Origin of the sequence: Bradyrhizobium sp. Arg816, assembly GCF_029989365.1 — a bacterium.
Classification (GTDB): domain Bacteria; phylum Pseudomonadota; class Alphaproteobacteria; order Rhizobiales; family Xanthobacteraceae; genus Bradyrhizobium.
Genome location: NZ_JAPRAQ010000027.1, coordinates 78,825 through 100,482, shown reverse-complemented (window position 1 = coordinate 100,482; position 21,658 = coordinate 78,825). Strand labels below are relative to the sequence as shown.

The window sequence follows — 21,658 nt, the reverse complement described above, 5'->3', positions numbered from 1 at the left end:
TCATCGAAGTTTCGGGTTCAGCGCATCGCGCAGCCAGTCGCCGAGCAGGTTGATCGACAGGATCAGCGCGGCAAGCGCGAGTCCGGGGAAGGCGACGATCCACCATTCGCCGGCGAAGAGGTAATTGTTGCCGATCCGGATCAGCGTGCCGAGCGACGGCATCGTGTCGGGCAGGCCGACGCCGAGGAACGACAGCGTCGCCTCGGTGATGATGGCGAGTGCGAGGTTGATGGTGGCGATGACCAGGATCGGTCCCATCGTGTTGGGCAGCACGTGCCGCAGCATGATCTTCGGCGCGGGCAGGCCGATCAGCTGCGCTGCGGCCACGTAGTCCTTGTTCTTCTCGACCATCACGGAACCGCGTACCGTCCGGGCATATCCGACCCAGAAACTGAGCCCGATCGAGATCACCAGCACCACCAGCATGCTGTTGGCATCCAGCCGGTTGCCGAGGATCGATTTCGCGATGCCGTTGACCAGTAGCGCGATCAGAATGGCCGGGAAGGTGAGCTGCACGTCGGCGATCCGCATGATCACGCCGTCGACCGCGCCCCCGAAATAGCCGGCGATCAGGCCGAGCGCGATTCCGAGCGCGCCGGCGAAGACCACGCCGGCGACGCCGACGGCGAGCGAGATGCGCAAGCCATAGAGGATGGCGGAGAACACGTCGCGGCCCTGCTCGTCGGTGCCGAGCAGGAACGGACTCTGGCCGTCGGCGGTCCAGAGCGGTGAGATCCGCGAGTTCATCAATTGCAGCTGCGCCGGATCGAACGGGTTCTGCACCGCAAGCGCGGATGCAAAGATCGCGAGCAGGAAGAACAGCACGGTAATGGCCGCCGCCACCATGGTCAGCTTGGAGCGGCGGAACGAATAGAAGATGTCACTGTCGAGCGCGCGACTGAGCCAGCTGCGGGCGGCATGCGTCGGCAGCGTGCTCTGCTTGTCGGAATTTGAGGCGACTGCATCGGACATTGAGGCTGCCTTATGCGGCGCGGCCGATGGTCGAGCGCAGGCGCGGATCGACCACGGTGTAGAGGATGTCGACCACCAGATTGATGGTGACGAAAATCAGAGAGACCATCAGCAGGTAGGCGGCCATAATCGGGATATCGACGTTTTGCACGGCCTGCACGAACAGAAGTCCCATGCCGGGCCATTGGAATACAGTTTCGGTGATGATCGAAAATGCAATAACCGAGCCAAACTGCAGTCCGGCCACCGTGATGACGGGAATGAGCGTGTTCTTCAGCGCGTGGCCGAAATGGACGGCGCGGGTGGTCAGCCCGCGGGCCCGAGCGAAGCGAATATAGTCGGTCCGAAGCACTTCCAGCATCTCCGCGCGCACCAGCCGCATGATCAGGGTCATCTGGAACAGGCCGAGCGTGATCGAGGGCATGATCAGCGCCTTCAGGCCCGACAGCGTGAGCAGCCCCGTCGTCCACCAGCCGAGCTTGACCACCTCGCCGCGACCGAATGAGGGCAACCAGCCCAATGTCACCGCGAACAGATAGATCAGGAGAATGCCGATCAGGAAAGTCGGCAACGAGATGCCGATCAGCGAAACCGCCTGGAATAATTTGGCGAGCACGGTGTCGCGCTTAAGCGCCGAATAGACGCCCATCAGGATGCCGAACACCATTGCGAATACGGTCGCGCAGATCGCAAGTTCCAGCGTCGCCGGCATGCGCTCCATCAACAGCGCCGAGACCGGCTGGCGGAATTGATAGGAGACGCCGAATTTGAACTGCGCGGCGTTGCCGAAATAGCGGACGAACTGCACCGGTACGGGATCATCGAGGCCGAGCGATTTGCGCACGGCTTCGCGTTCGGCCGCCGACGTATCGATCGAGACGATCTGGTTGACCGGGTCGCCGGCGAAGCGGAACATCGAGAACGCGATGATGCCGACGGCGAACATGACGCCGATGGCCTGAACGGCGCGGCGAAGAGTGAAAGCGAGCATGCCTTCCACCGTCCTTGGGTGTGCGTTTGGCTGACGCCGTTGTCAGCCGGAAAAGGAAAGGTCCCGGAAGCCTGACGCTGCCGGGACCTCGTGTTCAACCGACGCTATTCCTTCTTGGTCGCCCAGTGGAACATGACTAGATTGTCGGCGCGCTGCGGCAGGTTAACCTTCTTCGATACGCCCCAGGCCAGCGCCTGCTGGTGCAGCGGGATGTAGGACCAGTCCTTGTTGCCGATCTCGTAGGCCTGCTTGATCAGCTGGTTGCGCTTGGCGGTGTCGGTTTCGACCAGCACCTTGTCGGTGATGGCGTCGAACTCCTTGTTGCAGTACCCGCCGAGATTGGCTTCACCGCGCGAGGATTTCGCATCGTCGCGGCAGCCCATAATGTCATAGAGCACGTTGTGGGAGTCCATCGTGCTCGGCGTCCAGCCCAGCATGTAGAACGAGGTCTGGTAGCCGCCCTGCTTCAACACCTTGGCGAAGTATTGCGCCTTCGGCTGCGCCAGCAGATTGATCTTGACGCCGATGCGGGCGAGCATGCCGACGACGGCTTGGCAGATCGCGGCATCGTTGACGTAACGATCGTTCGGGCAATCCATGGTGACCTCGAAGCCGTCGGGGTACCCGGCCTCGGTCAGGAGCTTCTTGGCGCCATCAGGGTCGAATTTCGGCCGGGTGAACTCCTTGGACAGCAGGAACAATTCCGGAGCGATCATCAACGCCGACGGCGTCGCCAGCCCGCGCATCACGCGCGTCTTGATCAGCTCGATGTCGATCGCCTTGTAGAAGGCCTCGCGGACGCGGATGTCCTTGAATGGGTTCTTGCCCTTGATGCTGGAGTAGAGCAACTCGTCGCGGACCTGATCGAAGCCGATGAAGATGGTGCGCAGCTCCGCCCCCTTCAGCACCTGGGCGTTCGGGCTCGAATCGACGCGGGAGATGTCCTGGATCGGCACCGGCTCGATGACGTCGACTTCGCCCGACAGCAGCGCGGCGACGCGGGTGGCGTCGGAGGCGATCGGGGTGAAGATGATCTCCTTCAGGTTACCTTCGACCTTGCCCCAGTAATTTGGATTGGCCTTGAACAAGGTCTTCACGCCGGGCTGATGGCTCTCGATGACGAAGGGACCGGTGCCGTTCTCGTGGAGCGAGGCGTAGCTCGGCGTGGTCGCCGCCACCGGCGTCGGATCGACGACGTTGTTCTCCTCGGCCCATTTCTTGTCCATGATGTACCAGACATCCCACGCGTTATGCAGGATGGGATTGGGCGAGGGCAGGACGAAATCGACGGTATAGTCGTCGACCTTGACCACCTTGACGTCGGGGGCAAGGCGGGTCTGCATATTCGACCCCTTCTTGCGGACGCGATCTGCGGAGAACACCACGTCGTCGGCGGTGAAGGGGTCGCCGTTGTGGAACTTCACGCCCTTGCGCAAATGGAAGCGCCAGCGGGTCGGCTCCGGAGTTTCCCAGCTCTCCGCCAGCGCCGGGATGATCTTGAGGTTCTTGTCGCGCGCGGTGAGGCCTTGATAGACGTGACCGAGATGGGCGTGAGTGGTGCTCTCGTTGAGGGTATAGGGATCGAGCGACTTCAGGTCACCCTGGTTGGCATAGCGTAGCGTCTGGCTCGACGCCGACGAGACCGTCAACGCAAGCGTACCGGCGAGCGTCGCCGCAAACAGACTTCGACCGACTGACATTCTTGACCCTCTCCACTCTGCCGCGCCGGTGATTTTTTGATTGTTCGGCGGGCGGTTGAACCATGTTGCCCAGAGTTCTCGACCCGTGCAAGCGCCATTCCAGCAAGGAACGCGCCAAGTTGCGCCGCTGTGCAGCAATGCTGACCGACAATCGGACCGCGAGGCGGATTTTGATTGACCATATCTGCCGATCGTGGAGGCCGGTGCCCGGCCACCTGTCTCAGGTCGCTTGCGTTGCACACCGTCTCGCGGTGATACTGCGACAGGCCGCTCGAATCTCATCTGGAGGGGACATGAAAGTTAACATCGAAATCGACTGTACCCCCCTCGAGGCCCGCCAGTTCTTCGGTTTGCCCGACGTGTCGCCGATGCAGACGGCGGTGATGGACAAGCTGCAGCAGCAGGTTTTGAGCAATATCGAGAAAGTCTCGCCGGAATCGCTGATCCAGAGCTGGTTCACCTTCGATCCCAAGATCGCCGAGCGGTTTCAGGACATGTTCGTCACCATGGCCGGTCTCGGCAGCCCGCGCAGCGGCGACAAGAAGAAATAAATGTCGCCCGGGCCGGACGAGCCGCAGGCGTCGGGCCGGCTTCGTCCGCCGAGCCTCGGCCTGCTGCTGGCCGAAGCCCGTGGACTTTTCGAATTCAACGCCAGCCTGATGCTGTCGCCGCTCCTGATGCGCGCACCCAGAGGCGACGGCCATCCGGTGCTGGCGCTGCCGGGCTTTCTCGCCAGCGATCTCTCCATGGTGCCGATGCGGCGCTATCTCAGCGAGCTCGGCTATGAGGCGCATGCCTGGCGGATGGGGCGCAATCTCGGTGGGCTGGGGCGGATGAGGGAGGCCTTGCGCACGCGCCTTGCCGAAATCCACGCCACGAGCGGACGCAAGGTCAGCCTGGTCGGTTGGAGTCTCGGCGGCGTCTACGCCCGCGATCTCGCGCTCCAGGCGCCCGAGATGGTCCGTTACGTCGTCACGCTCGGCAGCCCGTTTGCCAACGACGTGCGGGCGACCAACGCCACGCGGCTCTACGAAGCGTTGTCCGGCGATCGTGTCGAGGATTTTGCCGAACTGCGCGAGGCGATCGCCGGCGATCTGCCGATGCCGGCGACGTCGATCTATTCGCGCGCCGACGGTGTCGTGAACTGGCGAACCTGCTTGTTGCGCCCCTCCGACCGCGCCGAGAACATCGAGGTTCACCTGGCGAGCCATATCGGGCTCGGCGTGAACCCCGCGGCGCTGTGGGCCGTGGCGGACCGCCTGTCGCAACCGGAGGGGGAATTCTGGCCGTTCGACCGGGCTGGGCCGTTTGCCATTGCATATGCCCCGCCGGAACGGGCAGTATCGGCCTGACGAGAAGCGCCGGCAAAGGCGCCCGTCAAAATTAGCGGAGGGAACTATGGCTGACGGTAAGAAGCTGTCGTCGCTGGACGCATCATTTCTCTATCTGGAAACGCCGGAGATGCCGATGCATGTCGGCAGCATGGCGATTTTTCGCCTGCCTGACGACTACAAGGGCGACTTCTTCGAAGACTTCAAGGCGATGATCGTCTCGCGCCTGCACATCGCGCCGATCCTGAAGGCGCGGCTGGAGAAGGCGCCGCTCGATATCGATCATCCCTCCTGGGTCGAGGACGACCAGTTCGACATCGACCGCCACATCTTCCGTGCCAGCCTGCCGCAGCCGCGCGACCGCGCCACGCTCGAGCGCATCGTCGGCTGGATGCACGCCAAGCTCTTGAACCGCGCCCGGCCGCTCTGGGAGTTCTACGTGTTCGAAGGCATGAAGGACAACGAGGTCGGGCTCTATTCCAAGATGCACCATGCCGCCATCGACGGCGGCGCCGGGGCGGCGCTGACCAACATGATCTACGATATCTCGCCCACCCCCCGGAAGGTCGATCCGCCGACGGCGGGAGCTAAGCCCGGACAGGAGCCGCGCGACATCGCCGCCAACCTGCTCGATTCCTATCAGCAGCTCTTCAACCAGCCGCTCGATGCCTCGGCGGCCGCGAAGAACCTGCAACTGCCGCGCACCGGCAAGAGCGACATCGGCTCGATCCTGTTCGACAATGCGATGTACCAGATCGAGAGCGCGGTGCGCTTCGCCGGCAACATCCCGACCATGGTCAAGAGCGTCTCCGACGTGCTCGGCAAAATCTCCGATCCGAAATCCCGGGAAAGCCTCGCCAGCATGGTGTCGCCGCCGACCATGCTGAACAAGACGATTTCCTCGGAACGCAGCTTTGCCGGCGTCTCGATCTCGCTGTCGCGTTCAAAGGCGCTCGCCAAGCAGGCCGGCGGCAAGCTCAACGACGTGGTGCTGGCGCTCGCCTCCGGCGTGGTCCGGCGCTACCTCCAGCAATATGGCACGCTGCCGGCGAAATCGCTGACCGCCGCCGTGCCGATCTCGCTGCGCGAGGAAGGCAACACCGAGGCCAACAACCAGGTGTTCGGCATGATCTGCTCGATCGCGACCAATATCGACGATCCCAAGGCGCGGCTGGAGGCGATCATCGCGCAGTCGACCAAGTCCAAGGAGATGTCGCATCCGTTGCGGGCCCTGATGCCGCAGATTTCCAACATCTCGATGCTGGGTGCGCCGATGATGGTGCAGGTTCTGGCGCTGCTCTACAGCCGCTCGAACCTGTCGGACGTGCTGCCGCCGGCGGCCAACATCACGGTGTCCAACGTGCCGGGGCCGCGGCAGACGCTCTATGCCGCCGGCGCGGAGCTGTTGCACATCTTCCCGGTGTCGATCTCGACGCATGGGCAGGCGCTCAACATCACCGTGCAGAGCTATCGCGACCAGCTCGACTTCGGCTTCATCGTCGGCGCCAACATCATTCCGCACGTGCAGGTGATGTGCGACATGCTGCCGGAGGAGTTTGCCGCGCTGGAGGCGGCCTACGCGCCGCCGGCGGCCGACGTCAAGGGCGCCGCAGAGTAGGAATAGTGCGATGATTGAAATGCCACCGCTCAAGTTCGTGCAGACGAACGGAATCCGTATGGGCTACTACGAGGCGGGCCCGGTCAGCGACAAGCCGCCGATCGTGCTGTGCCACGGCTGGCCGGAACTCGCATTCTCCTGGCGTCACCAGATCAAGGCGCTGAGCGAGGCCGGCATCCGGGTGATCGCGCCGGACCAGCGCGGCTATGGCGCGACCGACCGGCCCGAGCCGGTCGAGGCCTACGACATCGAACATCTGACCGGCGACCTCGTCGGGCTCCTCGATCATCTCCAGATCGACAAGGCCATCTTCGTCGGTCACGACTGGGGCGGCTTCATCGTCTGGCAGATGCCGCTGCGGCACATCGACCGGGTTGCGGGGGTGGTCGGCATCAACACGCCTCATACCAACCGTGCCTGGGTCGATCCGATCGAGCTGCTGCGCGCTCGCTTCGGCGACAAGATGTACATCGTGCAGTTCCAGGATCCGGCGCATGAACCCGACAGGATCTTCGGCAGTCGCGTCGAGCAGACATTCGATGCATTCATGCGCAAGCCGGCGCCGCGCCCGCCCGATGCGCCGGCAGAGGAAGTGATTGCCGGCGTGGGTGCTTCGCCGCGGGTCAATCTGGCGTTTCCGCAGATGATTGCGGCTTACGACGCGAAGCACGATCCGCGCACGCCGATCCTGTCGCCGGAAGAGAAAAAGGTGTTCGTCGACAATTTCACCAGAACGGGCTTCACCGGCGGCATCAACTGGTACCGCAACATGTCGCGCAACTGGATTCGCGCCGAAGGGCTCGATCATACGGTGCGCGTGCCGTCGCTGATGATCATGGCCGAGAACGACGCGGTGCTGCCGCCGTCTTCCGCCGATGGCATGGACAAGCTCATTCCCGATCTCGAAAAATATCTGGTCCGCGACAGCGGCCATTGGACGCAGCAGGAGAAGCCGGAAGAGGTCAGCGCCAAGCTGATCGAATGGCGTAGAAAGCGGTTTGGCTAGCGCTCGTCGTTGCGAACTCGTCATTGCGAGGAGCGAAGCGACGAAGCAATCCAGACTGCTTCCGGGGATATATTCTGGATTGCTTCGCTTCGCTCGCAATGACGACATTGAGGCAGGGGGGACTACATTTCAATGTCATCCAAGAACCGTCTGGACCCGATTCCGCAGCCGCCGACCAAGCCAGTGGTCGGCAACATGCTGTCGCTGGATTCGGCCGCGCCGGTGCAGCACCTGACCCGGCTTGCCAAGGAGCTCGGGCCGATCTTCTGGCTCGACATGATGGGCTCGCCGATCGTCGTCGTCTCCGGCCACGATCTCGTCGAGGAGCTCTCCGACGAGAAGCGCTTCGACAAGACGGTGCGCGGCGCGCTGCGCCGCGTGCGCGCGGTCGGCGGCGACGGCTTGTTCACGGCCGACACCCGCGAGCCGAACTGGAGCAAGGCGCACAACATCCTGCTCCAGCCGTTCGGCAACCGCGCCATGCAGTCCTATCACCCGAGCATGGTCGATATCGCCGAGCAGCTCGTCAACAAATGGGAACGGCTCAACGCCGACGACGAGATCGACGTCGTCCATGACATGACCGCGCTGACGCTGGACACGATCGGCCTGTGCGGCTTCGAGTACCGCTTCAACTCGTTCTACCGGCGCGACTACCATCCCTTCGTCGAGTCGCTGGTTCGCTCGCTCGAAACCATCATGATGACGCGCGGCCTTCCGCTCGAGCAGTTTTGGATGCAGAAGCGCCGGAAGACGCTCGCCGAGGACGTCGCCTTCATGAACAAGATGGTCGACGAGATCATCGCCGAGCGCCGCAAGAGCGCGGAAGGGATCGACGACAAGAAGGACATGCTCGCCGCGATGATGACCGGCGTCGACCGCTCGACCGGCGAGCAGCTCGACGACATCAACATCCGCTACCAGATCAACACGTTCCTGATCGCGGGCCACGAGACCACCAGCGGCCTGCTGTCCTACACGCTCTACGCTCTGCTCAAGCACCCGGACATTCTCAAGAAGGCCTATGACGAGGTCGACCGCGTCTTCGGCCCCGATGTCAATGCCAAGCCGACCTACCAGCAGGTGACGCAGCTCACCTACATCACGCAGATACTCAAGGAAGCTCTGCGGCTGTGGCCGCCGGCGCCGGCCTATGGCATCTCGCCGCTGAACGACGAGACCATCGGCGGCGGCAAGTACAGGCTCAGGAAGGGCACCTTCATCACCATCCTGGTGACGGCGCTGCATCGCGATCCCTCGGTCTGGGGACCGAATCCCGACGCCTTCGATCCCGAGAATTTCAGCCGCGAGGCGGAGGCCAAGCGGCCGGTTAATGCCTGGAAGCCGTTTGGCAACGGCCAGCGCGCCTGCATCGGACGCGGTTTTGCGATGCACGAGGCGGCACTCGCGCTCGGCATGATCCTCCAGCGCTTCAAGCTGATCGACCATCAGCGCTATCAGATGCATCTGAAAGAAACGCTGACGATGAAGCCGGAAGGCTTCAAGATCAAGGTACGTCCGCGCGCCGATCGCGAGCGCGGTGCTTATGGCGGGCCGATCGCAGCTGCAGTTTCAGCGCCGAGAGCACCGCGTCAGCCGACGACGCGGCCCGGCCACAATACGCCGATGCTGGTGCTGTACGGCTCCAACCTCGGCACGGCCGAGGAACTCGCGACGCGCATGGCCGACCTTGCCGAGATCAACGGCTTTGCCGTGCATCTCGGGCCGCTCGACGATTACGTCGGCAAGCTGCCGCACGAGGGCGGCGTGCTGATCATCTGCGCCTCATATAACGGCGCGCCGCCTGACAATGCGACGCAATTCGTCAAATGGCTCGGCGACGATCTGCCGAAGGATGCCTTTGCCAATGTGCGCTACGCCGTGTTCGGCTGCGGCAACAGCGATTGGGCGGCGACCTATCAATCGGTGCCGCGCTTCATCGACGAGCAATTGTCGAAGCGTGGTGCGCGCGCGGTCTATCCGCGCGGCGAGGGCGATGCGCGCAGCGATCTCGACGGCCAGTTCCAGAAATGGTTCCCGGCGGCCGCGCAGGTCGCCACCAAGGAATTCGGTATCGACTGGAATTTTACCCGCACCGCGGAGGACGATCCGCTCTATGCGATCGAGCCGGTGGCTGTGACCGCCGTCAACACCATCGTCGCGCAGGGCGGTGCTGTCGCGATGAAGGTGCTGGTCAATGACGAGCTTCAGAACAAGTCCGGCGCCAATCCGTCCGAGCGTTCGACGCGCCATATCGAGGTGCAGCTGCCGTCCAACATCACTTACCGCGTCGGCGATCATCTGAGCGTGGTCCCGCGCAATGATCCGACGCTGGTGGATTCGGTCGCCCGCCGCTTCGGCTTCCTGCCGGCGGACCAGATCAGGCTTCAGGTCGCCGAAGGCCGGCGCGCGCAGCTGCCGGTCGGCAATGCCGTCTCGGTCGGACGCCTGCTCAGCGAGTTCGTCGAGCTGCAGCAGGTGGCGACACGGAAGCAGATCCAGATCATGGCCGAGCACACCCGCTGCCCGGTCACCAAGCCCAAGCTGCTGGCCTTCGTTGGCGAGGAGGCCGAGCCGCTCGAGCGTTATCGCACCGAGATTCTGGTCAGGCGCAAATCGGTGTTCGACATGCTGCTCGAATATCCGGCCTGCGAGTTGCCGTTCCACGTTTACCTGGAAATGCTCTCGCTGCTGGCGCCGCGCTACTATTCGATTTCGTCCTCGCCGTCGGTGGACCCGGCGCGGTGCAGCGTCACGGTCGGCGTGGTCGAAGGGCCGGCCGCCTCCGGACGCGGAGTCTACAAGGGCATCTGCTCGAATTATCTCTCCAACCGGCGCGCGGGCGATGCGATCTATGCCACCGTGCGCGAGACCAAGGCCGGCTTCCGGCTCCCGGATGAGTCATCCGTGCCGATCATCATGATCGGCCCGGGCACCGGACTGGCGCCGTTCCGCGGCTTTCTCCAGGAGCGCGCCGCGCGCAAGACGAAAGGAGCCGCCCTCGGTCCGGCCATGCTGTTCTTCGGCTGCCGCCATCCCGACCAGGATTTTCTCTACGCGGAGGAGCTGAAGGGGCTGGCGGCAAGCGGCATCACCGAGCTCTTCACGGCGTTCTCGCGTGCAGATGGACCGAAGACCTATGTGCAGCACATGCTTGCCGCGCAGAAGGACAGGGTCTGGCCGCTGATCGAGCAGGGCGCGATCATCTATGTCTGCGGCGATGGCAGCAGGATGGAGCCCGACGTGAAGGCCGCTCTCGTTGCGATCCATCGCGAGAAGAGCGGCAGCGACGCCGCCACGGCTGCGCGCTGGATCGAGGAGATGGGCGCGAAGAACCGCTATGTGCTGGACGTCTGGGCGGGAGGGTGATTGTTCGTCCGATCGTGCTAAAGCTCTCCCATGATTCCCTGGGAAAAGATCGACACCGCAAAAATCCCCGGCTCCGACGAGGAGCTCCGCCTGATGCGGCGGGGCAAGGAGTTCTCCATCAAGCTCGGCACCAACGAGCTGATGAACAACCGCCTGTCGGGCTCTGAGGCCGCGCTCGCAACGCTGGCAGCGAAGCAGATCGAGACGGTCGCAAAGCCCGTTGTGCTCATCGGTGGTCTCGGCATGGGCTTTACGCTGCGCGCGGCGCTCACCGTGCTGGGAAGCAAGGCCAAGATCGTGGTCTCCGAGCTCGTGCCGGCGGTGGTCGCCTGGGCGCGCGGCCCGATGGCCGAGGTCTTTGGCGACAGTCTCGATGATGGCAGGGTGAGCATCCGGGAGACTGATGTTGGCGAGATCATCCGCGCACAGCGGTCGGTCTTCGACGCCATTCTTCTCGACGTCGACAACGGGCCGGAGGGGCTGACCCGGAAGGGCAATGACGCACTCTACGATGCGAGCGGGTTGAAGGCGGCGAAGGCGGCGCTGCGTCCGGGCGGCGTGCTCGCCGTCTGGTCGTCGGGACCCAACCCGGCCTTCACCAAGCGCCTCGGCAGCGCCGGCTTCGACGTCAACGAAGTCAATGTTCGCGCCACCGGCAGAGGCGGTGGCGCGCGCCATGTGATCTGGATGGCTAGGAAGGCTTAAGTCGCCTTTTTGACTATGCTGCCTGCGCCGCCGCCCCATGGGCGTGCTTGTCGATGGCGCGGATGATCTCGGGCCAGAAGCGCATCGGCAGCGCATGGCCCATGCCGTCGATCATCAACAGCTTTGCGCCGGGAATCGACTCTGCGGTGTCCTTGCCGCCTTCGGGCCGCACCAGCGGATCGACGGTGCCGTGAATGACCAGCGTCGGCGTTTTCACGCCATGCAGCCGCTCCTTGCGGCTGCCGGAGGCGAGCACGGCGCGGAGCTGCCGGCCGACGCCGGCCGGATTGAGGCCGCGTACGAACACGCGCTCGGCACGATCGGGGTCGAGCGCTTCCTCTTCCGGAAAGGACCCGGCGCGCAGCACCTTCCAGGTCTCGCCGAAGCGGACGATGAACTCCTCCTTGCTGCGCGGCGGCGGTGCCATCAGCATTGCAGAGGCCTCGCGTGTCGGCGGCGGCACGCGCGGATTGCCTGTCGTCGACATGATCGAGGTGAGCGAGCGCACGCGCTCGGGAAACGACAGCGTCACCTCCTGCGCGATCATGCCGCCCATGGAGGCACCAACCAGATGCGCGGACTTGATGCCGAGCGCATCCATCAGGCCGACCGTGTCCTTCGCCATGTCGATCAGCTTGTAGGTTGCGGCGACGGGAATCCTGAGGAAGCGCAGCTTCAACAGCTCGATCGGCGTCAGGCGTTTGCCGCCCGTCAGATGGCTCGACTTGCCGATGTCGCGATTGTCGAAGCGGATCACGCGAAAGCCATGCACGGCGAGCTGCTCGCAGAACGCATCGTCCCAGTGGATCATCTGCGCCCCGAGCCCCATGATCAACAGCAGCGGCTCGGCATTGTCGTTGCCAAAAATCTCGTAGCAGATGTCGATGCCGTTGGCGCGGATGGTCTGGGGTGGCTGATGGGTGGTCACGGGCGCGTTCCCTCCTGCTGATCGATGCTGTATCGCACGGTTTCCCGCCGCAAAGAAGCGGCGTGCGTATTAGCGCACCCGCTGCTTGGCGGTTGACCGGCACCGCGCAACGGTGTGGTATGGCGAAAAAAGAAGGGCATCGCAGCTCTCGATACCAGGAGGACGCCGATGACCGACAAGACCAATGACCCGGTCGCCATGTGGCAGAAGATGATGGGTGAGATGGAGAAGGGGTTCAACTCCTTCGCCAACCAGGCCATGTCGTCGCCCGAATTTTCACAGGCGATGAACCGAGCGGGAGGGGTTGCTGCAGGTGCTCAGAAGCAACTCGGCGAGCTCATGGAAAAATATCTGGTCTCCATGAACCTGCCCAGCCGCGATCAGGTCACTGGCCTTGCCGAAAGGTTGCAAGCCATCGAAGGCCAGATCGGTGAGATCAAGTGGCTGCTGACCCAGATGGCGGCAGGTTCCGGCGTGTCTCAGGGCTCCGATACGGCATTGCGACCGCCGCGCACCAAGCGTCCGCCGTCCGAGGGCGGAGAGCAGACATGAATGCAGCCACCGGACTAGATTTCGCATCGATCCCGGATCGCATCCAGTCCGAGGTGCAGCGCGCAATCCAGCGCAGCATCAAGGGCGTCGAATATTTCTCGACTTCGGGCCCTTCGCTCGGCTCGACGCCAAAGGACGTGCTGCATTCGCGCGGCACCATGAGCCTCTATCACTACCGACCGATGTCCGACGAGATCTACCGCGTGCCGGTCTTGATCGTGATGGCGACCACCAATCGCGGCTACATCCTCGATCTCGTGCCTGGCCAGAGCTTCATCGAATTCCTGCTCAAGCGCGGCTACGACGTCTACATGCTGGACTGGAGCGCGCCGCGGCCCGAGGAGAAGAGCCTGCGCATGGAGGACTACGTCCTTGACTTCATCCCGGACTGCGTCCGCCGCGTGCAAGCGGATTCCGGCGAGCAGGACGTCTCCGTGATCGGCTATTGCTTCGGCGGCGTGCTGTCGCTGCTCTACGGCTCGATCCACAAGGACGGGCCGATGAAGAATTTGATCTGCTTCACCACGCCGATCGACTTTCGCGAGATGAAGCTGTTCTCAAATTTTTCCGACCGCCGCTATTTCGACGTCGACCGTCTCGTCGACAGCGTCGGCAACGTGCCGCCGGAAATGATCCTGTCCTCGTTCGAGATGCTGCGCCCGGCCTCGCGCACGGTGAGCCAGATCCAGCTCTGGGAAAACATCTGGAACGACGAGTTCGTGAAGTCGTACCGCATGTTCGACCGCTGGGCGACCGACACGCTGCCGCTTGCGGGCGAGTATTTCCGCGCCATCACCAAGGACCTGATGTGGGACAACAAGCTGTTCAACGACACCATGTCGGTCGGCGGCCGCGCGGCGAAGCTCGAAGACATCAAGGTGCCGTTCCTGCATGCGGTCGCCGAGCACGATCACATCGTGCCGTATGACGCCGCAAAGCACCTGATCGCGAAGATCGGGTCCGATGACAAGGAAGAGGTGATGCTGAAGGGCGGTCACGTCTCGCTTGTTGCCGGCGGCAACGCTGTGAAACGGCTGTGGCCGAAACTGGATACCTGGCTGGGGAAGAGATCGACATGAGTGAGCAGCGTTCCTATCCGCGTCAGGTCAAGACCGACGCCGGCGATATCGACATCCGCCTGATGTCGCCTGCGGACGAGGCCGCGATGCTCGCGTTCGGCAAGGGCCTGCCGACCCATGATCTGTTGTTCCTGCCGCGCAACATCAGCGAGCCGAAGGTGCTCTCGGCCTGGGTCAAGGAGATCGAGCGCGGCGCGATTACCAGCCTGCTCGCAGTCAGGGACGCCAAGGTCGTCGGCTGTGGCACGCTGGTGCGCGATCCGCATTCCTGGTCGCCCCATGTCGGCGAGATCCGGATGGTTGTTTCCCTCGACGTGCGCGGGAAGGGAGTGGGGCGGGCGCTGTCGCAGGAGACCTTTGCGCTCGCGCTCGGCGCCGGCCTGGAAAAGCTTTCGGTCCAGATGACAGTCGACCAGCAGGCGGCGATCGCCCTTTTCGAGAGCCTCGGCTTCAAGGCCGAGGCGCTGCTGCGGGACCATGTCCGGGACGTCGACGGCAAGACCCACGACATCGTCGTGCTCGGGCACAATATTGCGCGGGTCCAGGCCCAGATGGAGGCTTACGGGCTGCCAGGCGCCGTCCAGCACTAAAGGCGCCGTCCAGCATTAGGGGCCGCCGGTGCGTTTTCCGGGAACCCGTCTGGCCAGGGAGGCGCCAGATTGCCTCCCATTAAGGCTGTTCACGATTTCGTGATATCGCAGTGCAATACGAATATTGCATCGCACCATTAATTATGTCATATAAGCCGTGCCCCGGGCCAATGAGGACGGGGTGAGCCCATAGCTCAACCCAATGAGGATGGAGAGAACCCCATGACCACCGAAACCAACACTGCCTTCGAAGGCTTCAAGGACGCTTTCAAGAACATCCAGAACCTGGAAGTTCCCGAGGCCGCCCGCGAGTTCGTCAAGAAGTCTGCCAACACCGCCAAGGACCGTGCTGCCGAGGTGTTCGCTGGCTCCGAGCGCGTGACCGCCGCCGTCGAGAACGCGGTGACCGAGTCCGTCACCGAGGCCGGCAAGATCAGCCGCAACATCCAGCAGGCGATCTACGAGGACGCCGAGGCGTTCTTCTCGGGCATCGACAAGCTCGCGTCCGCCAAGTCGATCAGCGAAGCCGTCGAGATCCAGTCGAGCCTGCTCCGCGCCCGCGGCGAAGTCTTCGTCTCGCGCGCCAAGGCGACCGCCGACTATGTCGGCAAGCTCGCCGCCAACGGTGCGAAGTCCGCTCAGGACAATTTTTCCAAGGTCTACACCAAGACCGCCTGATACGGCATCCTGAGTACAAACTGAAATTTGAGGCCCGCTTCGGCGGGCCTTTGTTTTTGCGCTGCCGTCATTGCGAGTGAAGCGAAGCAATCCAGCCCGTCTCGGTGGAAAGACTCTGGATTGCTTCGCTTCACTCGCAATGACGAGTAGGGTGATGCAGTGATGACCCCGCCCGCCACTTTCTCATTCGACAGCCCTGGTGACGCCGAACGCGCGGCGGAGCTTCGCCGCGTGAAAGCACTGGCGACGCTGGTGCTGGCCTCGACGCTTGCCCTGTTCGTCGTCGCGAAATGGCTTCTGCCAGTGCATCCCGTGTTCGGCTTCATCGCGGCCTTCGCGGAAGCTGCGACCATCGGCGGGCTTGCCGACTGGTACGCGGTGGTCGCGCTGTTCAAGCGGCCGCTCGGCCTGCCGATCCCGCACACCGCGATCATCCAGAGCAATCAGGCCCGCATCGCCGACAAGCTCGGCGAGTTCATCCAGGTGCATTTCCTCGAGGCCGGCCCGGTCGAGGCCAAGCTGAGGGAGATCGATTTCGGCTCTTTCGTCGCCGATTGGCTGCGCGACCGCAAGCGCAGCGATGATCTCGCGCGTTTCGCGTTGCGCCTGCTGCCGGAGGCCGTCTCCGCGACGGAAAGCTCAGGTCTGATGACCTTCATCATTCGCCGCATGTCCTCGCAGCTGCAGGCGATCGACCTTGCGCCGCTCGCGGCCGGTACGCTGCGCGGCTTCGTCGCGGAAGGGCGGCATCAGATCCTGTTCGATGATCTCCTGCGCGTGATGCACGAGACGCTGAACCAGAAAGAGACGATGGCGATGATCCGCGAGAAGGTGCGCGCGGAGTTGCCGACCCTGCTCAATCTCTATCGCGCCGACAAATTTCTGGTGAACAAGATCGTGGCCTCCGCCACCGCATTCTTCAACGAGGTGCGCAGTGATCCCAAGCATCCGTTCCGCGGCGAGTTCGATCGTATGGTGCTGAGCTTCGTCGACCGGCTCGGCACCGACCAAGCCTATATCGATCGTATCGACAGCTTGAAGCGCGACCTGCTGGCGCGGCCGGAGCTTGCCGATCTCGCCCGCACCGTCTGGACCAACACGCGTTCGTTCATCGAGCGCAGTGCGAGCGGCGAGACCCAGGTGCTGCAGCATCATCTCGCCGGCATGTTCGTCTCCGCGGGCGAGGCGCTCGCCGGCGATGCCGAGCTCCGCGGCGAGATCAACAAGGGTCTGGTGGCGGTGCTGCGCAGCTTCGTTGCGGATCAGAAAAGCGGCGTCTCGACCTTCATTTCCGACCAGGTCAAGGCGTGGGATATGGCGCAGCTGATTTCGCTGATTGAAATCAATATCGGCCGCGACCTGCAATACATCCGCTTCAACGGTTCGCTGATCGGCGGGCTCGCAGGTCTTGCGCTCTACTCCGTAGAATTCCTGCTTCGATGGTTGTGACTTTTGCGTCACGGACGCTGGCATTCACGCGCGAGCCTATTGTCGCCTTGGGCTTCACCCGCTTGAATGTCCGGAACCGGCCGCCTAGCTGATTCATGCTGCGTTGCGGAACGTTCAAGAAGCCGGACTGTTGGAATTTGTACCCATTTGCCGGCATCGCAACCGGTAGCCTTTTCAGCAATTCTTCCCAGGGGACCATTGATGACCGCTACTGCCCAGACTCTGCGTCCGCCGTCCCGTACCCTGATGTTCCTGGAAGGGCGCGCGATCCACGAGTTCGGCGCGTTCCTCGGCGCGCTGCCGCTGCTGAGCCTCTCGCCCCGCGGCGATGGGCATCCGGTGCTGGTGTTCCCGGGCCTCGTGGCCTCCGACGCGTCGACGCGCGCGCTGCGCTCGTTCCTGACCAGCAAGGGCTATGCGGCAAGCGGCTGGCGCCAGGGCCGCAACTACGGCCTGCGCGAGGGCGTGCAGCATGCGATGGTCGATCTCGTGCACGAGCTCAGCGACAAGCATGGCCGCAAGATCAGCCTGGTCGGCTGGAGCCTCGGCGGCCTTTATGCGCGCCAGCTCGCCAAGATGATGCCGGCGCGCGTGCGCCAGGTGATCACGCTCGGCAGCCCCTTCGCGGGCGATCCCCGTTCGACCAATGCCTGGCGCGTCTATGAATGGGCGAGCGGGCGGAAGTCCGACGAGGTCGATCCGCAGTTCGGCGGCGAGCTCGCCGTCCCGCCGCCGGTGCCGACCACCGCCATCTTCAGCCGCACCGACGGCGTCTGCGCCTGGCAGGGCTGTATGGAGCAGACGGGCGCGCAGACCGAGAGCATCGAGGTCGAGAGCAGCCATTGCGGCATGGGCCATCATCCCGCCGCCGTCTACGCGGTCGCCGACCGCCTCGCGCAGAAGGAAGGCCAGTGGCAGCCGTTCAACCGCAGCGGCTGGCGCAGCATGGTCTATCCCGATCCGCATCGGTGATGCTTCGCCTCTCCCCGCCTGCGGGGAGAGGCCGGAATTTGCGAAGAGCAAATTCCGGGTGAGGGGGAGTCTCCACGAGTCCAACTCTCACCGAATGCGCGGAGGCTCCCCCTCATCCCGACCTTCTCCCCGCAAGCGGGGAGAAGGAGAAGAGGAAGCGTCGCCCCCGTCCATTGTCGCGCCCGCATCAAACGCGCTATGCCTCGCGGATGGCGCATCCATTGTCCCGCATCATCGACCAGCTCAAGCGTGAGCCGTCACGCACGGGCTCCATCGTCATCACCGTGTTTGGCGACGCCATCGTGCCGCGCGGAGGTTCGGTGTGGCTCGGCACGCTGTTGGAGTTCTTCGAGAGGCTGGACATCGATGCCGGCGTGGTGCGCACTGCGATGTCGCGCCTTGCTGCCGATGGCTGGCTGATGCGCGAAAAGGTTGGCCGTAACAGTTTTTATCGCCTGGCCGACAAGGGAAGTCAGACCTTCGAGGCCGCCACGCGCCACATCTACGATCCGCCATCGCCGGACTGGACCGGGCGCTTCGAGCTGCTCCTGATCGGCAACGGCGAGGATCGCGACGTCTCGCGCGAGGCGCTGCGCAACGCCGGCTTCGGCAGTCCGCTGCCCGGCGTGTGGGTCGCGCCATCAGGCGTGCCGGTGCCGGACGAGGCTGCCGGAGCGATCCGCCTCGAAGTCTCGGCGGAGGATGACAGCGGCCGCCGTCTGCTCAGCGCGAGCTGGCCGCTGGACCGCACCGCCGACGCCTATCTGAAATTCATGAAGACGTTCGAGCCGCTCCGTGCCGCTATCGCGCGCGGTGCGGATCTGTCCGAGGCCGATGCCTTCACCGCGCGCATCCTGCTGATCCACTATTACCGCCGCGTCGTGTTGCGCGATCCGCTGCTGCCCGAGAGCCTGCTGCCGGGCGATTGGCCCGGCAGGGCCGCACGTGAACTCTGCGGCGAGGTCTATCGCGCGCTGCTTGCGCCGTCGGAACAATGGCTTGATAGCCATGGAACCAATGAGAAGGGGCCGCTGCCGCCGGCTCGAAAGCTCCTGGAGCGGAGATTCGAGGCCTGATTTACATGTTACAGAAATATCTTGCATGATGTAATTCTTGTTATATATTGCCTCCCAATAAAACGGGAGGATGCGCATGTATACCCAGGCGCTGAACACGGCCGAGACCGACGATCGCGGTCTTGAGGAAGCAGGAAGAGCTGCGCAGTTCCAGGCCCGCATCGATGCGGAGGAGCGCATCGAGCCGAACGACTGGATGCCGGCGGCCTATCGCAAGACGCTCACCCGCCAGATCTCCCAGCACGCCCATTCCGAAATCGTCGGCATGCTGCCCGAAGGCAACTGGATCACGCGCGCGCCGACCCTGCGCCGCAAGGCGGCGCTGCTGGCCAAGGTGCAGGACGAATGCGGCCACGGGCTCTATCTCTACGCCGCCGCCGAGACGCTCGGCACGTCGCGCGAGGAGCTGGTCGACGCCATGCTTGCCGGCAAGGCCAAATATTCCTCGATCTTCAACTATCCGACGCTGACCTGGGCCGACATCGGTACCATCGGCTGGCTGGTCGACGGCGCCGCGATCATGAACCAGATCCCGCTGTGTCGCTGCTCCTACGGCCCTTATGCACGCGCGATGATCCGCGTCTGCAAGGAGGAGTCCTTCCACCAGCGCCAGGGCTACGAGATCATGCTGACGCTGTGCCGCGGCTCGGATGAGCAGAAGGCGATGGCGCAGGATGCGCTGAACCGCTGGTGGTGGCCGGTGCTGATGATGTTCGGTCCGCCCGATGCGACGAGCCAGCACAGCGACACGTCGACCAAGTGGAAGATCAAGCGCTTCTCCAATGACGAGCTGCGCCAGAAGTTCGTCGATGCCACCGTGCCCCAGGCGCAATATCTCGGCCTTGCCATCCCCGATCCCGGCATGACGCAGGATGCCGAAGGGCACTGGCGCTACAGCGAGATCGACTGGACCGAATTCAAGCAGGTGCTCGCCGGCAACGGCCCCTGCAACCGCGATCGGCTTGCCGCGCGCCGCAGGTCGCACGATGAGGGCGCCTGGGTGCGCGAGGCGGCAGCTAGCTATGCCGCAAAGCGCGCGCAGCGTCAGACCGCACAAGCCGCGGAATAGGGAGATCAAAAATGGCCACGCCGAACACGCCGCTGTGGGAAGTCTTCATTCGCAGCCGCAACGGGCTCGCGCACAAGCATGTCGGCTCTCTGCATGCGAACGACGCCACCATGGCGCTGCAGGCCGCGCGCGACATCTACACCCGCCGCGGTGAGGGCCTGTCGATCTGGGTCGTGCCGTCCACCGCGATCACCGCAAGCGATCCCGCCGAGAAGGGCATGATGTTCGAGCCGGCGGAAACAAAGATCTACCGGCATCCGACCTTCTATGAGGTGCCCGAGGAAGTGGGGCACATGTGATGCTTGTGGCCAACATCCAGGTCGCGGAAACGCCGCTGGTGCTCTACGCGCTGCGCCGCGCCGACGATGCGCTGATTCTCGGTCATCGCCTGTCGGAATGGTGTGGGCATGCGCCGATGCTGGAAGAGGACATGGCGCTCTCCAACATCGCGCTCGACCTCATCGGCCAGGCGCGTGAGCTCTACACTTACGCCGCCAAGGCCGAAGGCAAGGACAACGACGAGGACAAGCTCGCCTATTTGCGCGACGTCAGGCAGTACCGCAACCTTCTGCTGGTCGAGCAGCCGAATGGCGACTTTGCCCAGACCCTGGTGCGGCAGTTCTTCTATTCCGCCTTCGCCGACCTTTATTGGCGGGCGATGATGGCCTCGCGTGATCCGACGCTTGCGGCCATTGCCGCCAAGTCCGAGAAGGAGAGCGCTTATCATTTGCGCCACGCCTCGGAATGGATCATTCGGCTCGGCGACGGCACCGGTGAGAGTCACGCCAGGGTGCAGGCCGCGATCGATCACCTATGGGCCTTCACCGGTGAGATGTTCGCCGTCGATGACGGAGAACGTGCCCTGATCCATGCCGGTATCGCGATTGATCCCGGCAGCTTGCGCGGTCGCTGGCTGACGACGCTCTCGGATGTCATCAGCGAAGCAACACTCACGCTGCCGCAAAACGACTGGATGCAGCAGGGCGGCCGGTCCGGCCGGCACAGCGAGCATCTGGGCCATCTCCTGTCCGAGCTGCAATCGATGCAGCGCACCTTCCCGGGGCAGACATGGTGACGGTGCTTGAACGCGACAGTGAGCTGCGCCGGCGCGCCTGGGATGCCGCTTCGAGCGTCGTTGACCCCGAAATCCCGGTGCTGACCATCGCCGATCTCGGCGTGCTCCGTGATGTCGTGCTCGACGGCGATCATGTCGAGGTCGCGATCACCCCGACCTACTCGGGCTGTCCGGCCATGAACATGATCGCGCTCGAAATCGAGGTCGCGCTGGAGCGCGCCGGCTTCCATCGTCCGAAGGTCCGCACCGTGCTGTCGCCGGCCTGGACCACCGACTGGATGAGCGAGGAGGGGCGCCGCAAGCTGCACGCCTACGGCATCGCGCCACCGCAAGCGTCGAGCTCGCGCCGCGCGCTGTTCGGCGAGCAAGCCGTCGCGTGCCCGCAATGCGGCTCTGACAAGACCGAGCTGCTGTCCGAATTCGGCTCGACCTCCTGCAAGGCGCTGTGGCGCTGCAAGGCCTGCCGCGAACCCTTCGATTATTTCAAGTGTCATTGAT

21 protein-coding genes are annotated in these 21,658 nt (G+C 63.7%); 17 read left to right on the top strand and 4 right to left on the bottom strand.

What is annotated here, in order from left to right:
- From OWC48_RS39045 to OWC48_RS39035, 3 genes are all read right to left on the bottom strand, one after another.
- A complete protein-coding gene (locus tag OWC48_RS39045) occupies positions 1-972 on the bottom strand; it encodes an ABC transporter permease (RefSeq protein WP_282524768.1) in 972 nt (323 codons plus the stop codon).
- A 10-nt stretch (positions 973-982) separates the two neighbouring features.
- Positions 983-1,963, bottom strand: a complete 981-nt coding sequence (locus OWC48_RS39040; protein ID WP_282524767.1) for an ABC transporter permease — start codon at positions 1,961-1,963, stop codon at positions 983-985.
- A 104-nt stretch (positions 1,964-2,067) separates the two neighbouring features.
- Complete coding sequence (locus tag OWC48_RS39035) at positions 2,068-3,663, bottom strand: ABC transporter substrate-binding protein (protein WP_282524766.1); 1,596 nt, start codon at positions 3,661-3,663, stop codon at positions 2,068-2,070.
- A gap of 293 nt (positions 3,664-3,956) precedes the next feature.
- On the opposite strand from OWC48_RS39035, the gene OWC48_RS39030 reads away from it, so the two are divergent.
- From OWC48_RS39030 to OWC48_RS39005, 6 genes are all read left to right on the top strand, one after another.
- Positions 3,957-4,214 (top strand): DUF6489 family protein, encoded by a 258-nt coding sequence (locus OWC48_RS39030; RefSeq protein WP_028146839.1) that lies wholly within the window; start codon positions 3,957-3,959, stop codon positions 4,212-4,214.
- A complete protein-coding gene (locus tag OWC48_RS39025) occupies positions 4,215-5,015 on the top strand; it encodes a triacylglycerol lipase (RefSeq protein ID WP_282524765.1) in 801 nt (266 codons plus the stop codon).
- A gap of 46 nt (positions 5,016-5,061) precedes the next feature.
- Positions 5,062-6,612: a wax ester/triacylglycerol synthase family O-acyltransferase gene (locus OWC48_RS39020; protein WP_282524764.1), complete on the top strand. Its 1,551-nt coding sequence runs from the start codon at positions 5,062-5,064 to the stop codon at positions 6,610-6,612.
- A 10-nt stretch (positions 6,613-6,622) separates the two neighbouring features.
- Complete coding sequence (locus tag OWC48_RS39015) at positions 6,623-7,618, top strand: alpha/beta fold hydrolase (protein ID WP_282524763.1); 996 nt, start codon at positions 6,623-6,625, stop codon at positions 7,616-7,618.
- Between the two features lie 132 nt (positions 7,619-7,750).
- On the top strand, positions 7,751-10,987 hold the full coding sequence (locus tag OWC48_RS39010) for a bifunctional cytochrome P450/NADPH--P450 reductase (RefSeq protein WP_282524762.1): 3,237 nt from the start codon (positions 7,751-7,753) through the stop codon (positions 10,985-10,987).
- 30 nt (positions 10,988-11,017) lie between these two features.
- Positions 11,018-11,692 carry a spermidine synthase gene (locus tag OWC48_RS39005; RefSeq protein WP_282524761.1) on the top strand — a complete coding sequence of 225 codons (675 nt, stop codon included), beginning with the start codon at positions 11,018-11,020 and terminating at the stop codon, positions 11,690-11,692.
- A 13-nt stretch (positions 11,693-11,705) separates the two neighbouring features.
- Here the strand turns inward: OWC48_RS39005 and OWC48_RS39000 are convergent, their stop codons facing one another.
- Complete coding sequence (locus OWC48_RS39000; protein WP_282524760.1) at positions 11,706-12,620, bottom strand: alpha/beta fold hydrolase; 915 nt, start codon at positions 12,618-12,620, stop codon at positions 11,706-11,708.
- 168 nt (positions 12,621-12,788) lie between these two features.
- On the opposite strand from OWC48_RS39000, the gene OWC48_RS38995 reads away from it, so the two are divergent.
- From OWC48_RS38995 to paaD, 11 genes are all read left to right on the top strand, one after another.
- Complete coding sequence (locus tag OWC48_RS38995) at positions 12,789-13,172, top strand: hypothetical protein (protein ID WP_282524759.1); 384 nt, start codon at positions 12,789-12,791, stop codon at positions 13,170-13,172.
- Positions 13,169-14,251, top strand: a complete 1,083-nt coding sequence (locus OWC48_RS38990) for an alpha/beta hydrolase (RefSeq protein WP_282524758.1) — start codon at positions 13,169-13,171, stop codon at positions 14,249-14,251. The genes OWC48_RS38995 and OWC48_RS38990 overlap by 4 nt, the downstream gene beginning before the upstream one ends.
- Positions 14,248-14,841 (top strand): GNAT family N-acetyltransferase, encoded by a 594-nt coding sequence (locus OWC48_RS38985; protein ID WP_282524757.1) that lies wholly within the window; start codon positions 14,248-14,250, stop codon positions 14,839-14,841. The genes OWC48_RS38990 and OWC48_RS38985 overlap by 4 nt, the downstream gene beginning before the upstream one ends.
- 222 nt (positions 14,842-15,063) lie before the next feature.
- A complete protein-coding gene (locus OWC48_RS38980) occupies positions 15,064-15,519 on the top strand; it encodes a phasin (protein WP_282524756.1) in 456 nt (151 codons plus the stop codon).
- 162 nt (positions 15,520-15,681) lie between these two features.
- The gene (locus OWC48_RS38975) at positions 15,682-16,968 is read left to right on the top strand and encodes a DUF445 domain-containing protein (RefSeq protein WP_282524755.1); all 1,287 of its coding nucleotides are present in this window, start codon (positions 15,682-15,684) and stop codon (positions 16,966-16,968) included.
- 201 nt (positions 16,969-17,169) lie between these two features.
- Complete coding sequence (locus tag OWC48_RS38970) at positions 17,170-17,940, top strand: triacylglycerol lipase (RefSeq protein WP_282524754.1); 771 nt, start codon at positions 17,170-17,172, stop codon at positions 17,938-17,940.
- A 209-nt stretch (positions 17,941-18,149) separates the two neighbouring features.
- The gene (gene paaX / locus OWC48_RS38965; protein ID WP_282524753.1) at positions 18,150-19,016 is read left to right on the top strand and encodes a phenylacetic acid degradation operon negative regulatory protein PaaX; all 867 of its coding nucleotides are present in this window, start codon (positions 18,150-18,152) and stop codon (positions 19,014-19,016) included.
- Positions 19,017-19,092: 76 nt separating this feature from the next.
- Entirely contained in the window at positions 19,093-20,085 is a 993-nt protein-coding gene (gene paaA, locus OWC48_RS38960) for a 1,2-phenylacetyl-CoA epoxidase subunit PaaA (RefSeq protein WP_282524752.1), read from the top strand.
- An 11-nt stretch (positions 20,086-20,096) separates the two neighbouring features.
- Positions 20,097-20,384 (top strand): 1,2-phenylacetyl-CoA epoxidase subunit PaaB, encoded by a 288-nt coding sequence (gene paaB / locus OWC48_RS38955; RefSeq protein ID WP_282524751.1) that lies wholly within the window; start codon positions 20,097-20,099, stop codon positions 20,382-20,384.
- Entirely contained in the window at positions 20,384-21,160 is a 777-nt protein-coding gene (gene paaC / locus OWC48_RS38950) for a 1,2-phenylacetyl-CoA epoxidase subunit PaaC (RefSeq protein ID WP_282524750.1), read from the top strand. Before paaB ends, paaC begins: the two co-directional genes overlap by 1 nt.
- Entirely contained in the window at positions 21,154-21,657 is a 504-nt protein-coding gene (gene paaD, locus OWC48_RS38945) for a 1,2-phenylacetyl-CoA epoxidase subunit PaaD (protein ID WP_282524749.1), read from the top strand. Before paaC ends, paaD begins: the two co-directional genes overlap by 7 nt.
- Position 21,658 lies beyond the last annotated feature (1 nt).

Excerpts from the sequence above, each read along its gene's own strand:
- OWC48_RS39045 (WP_282524768.1), bottom strand. The coding sequence starts at position 972 with ATGTCCGATGCAGTCGCCTCAAATTCCGACAAGCAGAGCACGCTGCCG.
- OWC48_RS39040 (WP_282524767.1), bottom strand. The coding sequence starts at position 1,963 with ATGCTCGCTTTCACTCTTCGCCGCGCCGTTCAGGCCATCGGCGTCATG.
- OWC48_RS39035 (WP_282524766.1), bottom strand. The coding sequence starts at position 3,663 with ATGTCAGTCGGTCGAAGTCTGTTTGCGGCGACGCTCGCCGGTACGCTT.
- OWC48_RS39030 (WP_028146839.1), top strand. The coding sequence starts at position 3,957 with ATGAAAGTTAACATCGAAATCGACTGTACCCCCCTCGAGGCCCGCCAG.
- OWC48_RS39025 (WP_282524765.1), top strand. The coding sequence starts at position 4,215 with ATGTCGCCCGGGCCGGACGAGCCGCAGGCGTCGGGCCGGCTTCGTCCG.
- OWC48_RS39020 (WP_282524764.1), top strand. The coding sequence starts at position 5,062 with ATGGCTGACGGTAAGAAGCTGTCGTCGCTGGACGCATCATTTCTCTAT.
- OWC48_RS39015 (WP_282524763.1), top strand. The coding sequence starts at position 6,623 with ATGATTGAAATGCCACCGCTCAAGTTCGTGCAGACGAACGGAATCCGT.
- OWC48_RS39010 (WP_282524762.1), top strand. The coding sequence starts at position 7,751 with ATGTCATCCAAGAACCGTCTGGACCCGATTCCGCAGCCGCCGACCAAG.
- OWC48_RS39005 (WP_282524761.1), top strand. The coding sequence starts at position 11,018 with ATGATTCCCTGGGAAAAGATCGACACCGCAAAAATCCCCGGCTCCGAC.
- OWC48_RS38995 (WP_282524759.1), top strand. The coding sequence starts at position 12,789 with ATGACCGACAAGACCAATGACCCGGTCGCCATGTGGCAGAAGATGATG.
- OWC48_RS38990 (WP_282524758.1), top strand. The coding sequence starts at position 13,169 with ATGAATGCAGCCACCGGACTAGATTTCGCATCGATCCCGGATCGCATC.
- OWC48_RS38985 (WP_282524757.1), top strand. The coding sequence starts at position 14,248 with ATGAGTGAGCAGCGTTCCTATCCGCGTCAGGTCAAGACCGACGCCGGC.
- OWC48_RS38980 (WP_282524756.1), top strand. The coding sequence starts at position 15,064 with ATGACCACCGAAACCAACACTGCCTTCGAAGGCTTCAAGGACGCTTTC.
- OWC48_RS38975 (WP_282524755.1), top strand. The coding sequence starts at position 15,682 with ATGACCCCGCCCGCCACTTTCTCATTCGACAGCCCTGGTGACGCCGAA.
- OWC48_RS38970 (WP_282524754.1), top strand. The coding sequence starts at position 17,170 with ATGACCGCTACTGCCCAGACTCTGCGTCCGCCGTCCCGTACCCTGATG.
- paaX (WP_282524753.1), top strand. The coding sequence starts at position 18,150 with ATGGCGCATCCATTGTCCCGCATCATCGACCAGCTCAAGCGTGAGCCG.
- paaA (WP_282524752.1), top strand. The coding sequence starts at position 19,093 with ATGTATACCCAGGCGCTGAACACGGCCGAGACCGACGATCGCGGTCTT.
- paaB (WP_282524751.1), top strand. The coding sequence starts at position 20,097 with ATGGCCACGCCGAACACGCCGCTGTGGGAAGTCTTCATTCGCAGCCGC.
- paaC (WP_282524750.1), top strand. The coding sequence starts at position 20,384 with ATGCTTGTGGCCAACATCCAGGTCGCGGAAACGCCGCTGGTGCTCTAC.
- paaD (WP_282524749.1), top strand. The coding sequence starts at position 21,154 with ATGGTGACGGTGCTTGAACGCGACAGTGAGCTGCGCCGGCGCGCCTGG.